Raw genomic sequence first — 2,399 nt, forward strand, 5'->3', positions numbered from 1 at the left:
GTCGGCCTGCTCGCCCGCGGGCATGGGCTTGCCGAAGTCCAGCACGAGGAGCGTCTGCGACAGGCGCGTGGCCGTGATCTGCTCGATCTCGTTGCGATGGCTCTGGCCGACAGCCAGTACGGGGAAGCTGTGGCTGCGGCCATCGGCGGCGTGATAGGTCAGTGCAGCCTGGCCATTGGCCTCAACAACGTCGACGCGCGTGCTGAAGGGCGTCAGCCAGCGTGCGCCAAGAAGACCCTTGTCATAGGCGGCCAGGTCGCTGCTGTAGGTCCGGGTCCACGCAATGGGCAAGGGCGCGGAGAGGACGAAGTCGCTGTGGCTGAAGCTCTCGCGTCCGGTGGCTAGGCTGATGGCGCCGCCTTTCTCCGCGGGGGCCGGACAGTTCTTGCAGCCGGGGTTGCCTTTGGCGGGGGCCTGGTTGTTGTTGGCACCCAGTTCGCCCCCGGTCCTGTTGGCCTCGACCTTGGCGCCCTTCTTTTGCGGCACGAGGGCACCGTGCTTGGCCTTGTAGGCGCGCGATGCCGCAAGCAGGTGCTGCAACAGCCACATGATGGACTTCTCTGCCTTGGCGTCGGCCATCGCCGTCAACTGCTCGCGCAGCAGGCCCTTCAAGTCGGTCAAGCCCCGGACCACGGTCTCGATCACAGCCTTGGCGCTCGCCGGCAAGCGACTGGCCGCGACCTTGACGGCGTAGTTGGCCGCCTGCCTGGCATAGCGGTCGGCTGCGGCCAGCATGCGCGCCCAGGTGCTTTGCTTCCTGGGGTCGTGCAGCGCGGTCTCGGCGGTGACGGGGGCGGCGACCTTGAACAGGTCTTCGCCGCCAGTGCAGCGGCGCAGCACGCTGATCAGGTCATCGATGACGTCTTCGGCCTGCTTGGCGCACTCGTCGAGGAGCTCGGGCAGTTTTCCCACCGCGCCTTGGACGAATTTGTCGATCTCGCCCGCGATGGTGGCGTTCAGGTGGGACACCAGCACGGCGATGAGCGCATCGCCGATTTGGGCGGCGTTCTGGCGCACGAGGTGCAGCGTGGGCCGCAGGCTCATGCGCGCTGCCGCGAGTGGCGTGGGCAGCACGCCGATGAGGTTGATGCCCAGGCTCACCCAGTCGAGGAACTCGGTGCGCTTCTTCTCGATCACCTGGCGCACCAGCGTGACGATGTCCGTGACAACGTCGATCAGCGCCATGATGTTGCCCAGCACCGGCAGGCTGCCGGCCACGGTGCTCAGGCGCTCCAGGGTGATGTAGCCGCCGCTGATCTCGCGCAGCCACTCGTCGAACTTGTTGCCGCTCTCGCCGATGTCCTCGGGGGCGATGGTGTTAAGAGGGGCGACGGCGATCTGGCGCTCGCGCTCCTTCGTCTCCGGCGGCGTCGCCGGGGCTCCCTGATCTGACATTTTTTAGTTATCCCTGATCTTCTTCTGACAGCGCCGCCCACTGGCGGTCGCGCACTACTTCGACCTGTCTCGACCTATCTCAACTTCCAATCTGTCTCACACCATTTGTCGCTCAACCCGCGAAGCCTGGCGTCTGTCCGGGCGGGGTGCGCATGCCACCCTTGGCCCAGTTCGCTCCGGCATTTGGCAATGCCTCCGGCAACTTGGCCGCCATCGCCTGCATGGCGGGTCCAGCGAAACCACCCGCCGCACCAGCTATGCCCGCAACGCCGGCGATTCCGGAGGCCGCCCCTGCCGCCACGCCGACGATCTGCCCCGCCTGTCCCAGCACGGCTTTGGCACCGCCCTGCTTCACGGTCTGCACCGCACCCGCGGCTTGTTGCGCCATGCCGGCCGCTTGGCCGACTTGGCCGAGCGCTCCGGTTGCACTGCCGAGTCCTCCAAGGCCATTCGCGGCTCCTCCGGCCGAGCTACCCAAGGCCTTGACGCCTTGCCACAGTCCCGCCGCGCCTGGTCGCCCGGCACCACCCGCAGCGCCTGCCGAGCTCTTCGAGGCCACGCCGTCCGCAATCGCCTTGGGCGGCCACTTCTCCGAATCCGGGAAGTGACTCGCCTCATCCCACGGATCCCTCGGATCCTTGCCGAACACCACCTTGGCCGTGCCGATCGGAAGCCCCGCCACGCTGGCGAAGCCCTGCCCATCCAGACTGCCCGAGTGCACCCCGCCCTCGAAGTCCGTCACCGTGTACCCTCCCTGCTTCACACCCTGGCGCTTGTCTCCATCGGGCTTGAGGTAGTGGTTGAACAGGTCCAACTGCCCCTTGCCGAGCTTCATCGTCTCGGGCAGCGTGGGCGAACCCAGGCTGTTGGGGCCGACCAGGGAGTGCACGGAGGCATGCTCGCGCCACAGCCCCTTGGTACCGTGCTCGATGCCGCTGGCGCTCCACTTGCTGTAGCTGGTGCCGCCATTGATCAGCACCTCCTCCTTGGCCGTGATGCTGATC

The 2,399-nt window shown here is 67.0% G+C and carries 2 protein-coding genes; both read right to left on the bottom strand.

What is annotated here, in order from left to right:
* Positions 1 to 1,395: DUF6531 domain-containing protein (locus WKW79_RS36825; protein WP_340340164.1), on the bottom strand; the 1,395-nt coding region annotated here is incomplete at its 3' end.
* 112 nt (positions 1,396 to 1,507) lie between these two features.
* The coding region (locus tag WKW79_RS36830) for a DUF2345 domain-containing protein (protein WP_340340165.1) at positions 1,508 to 2,399 on the bottom strand (892 nt) is incomplete at its 5' end.

It is taken from the genome of Variovorax robiniae, assembly GCF_037889955.1.
GTDB classification, from domain to species: domain Bacteria; phylum Pseudomonadota; class Gammaproteobacteria; order Burkholderiales; family Burkholderiaceae_C; genus Variovorax; species Variovorax robiniae.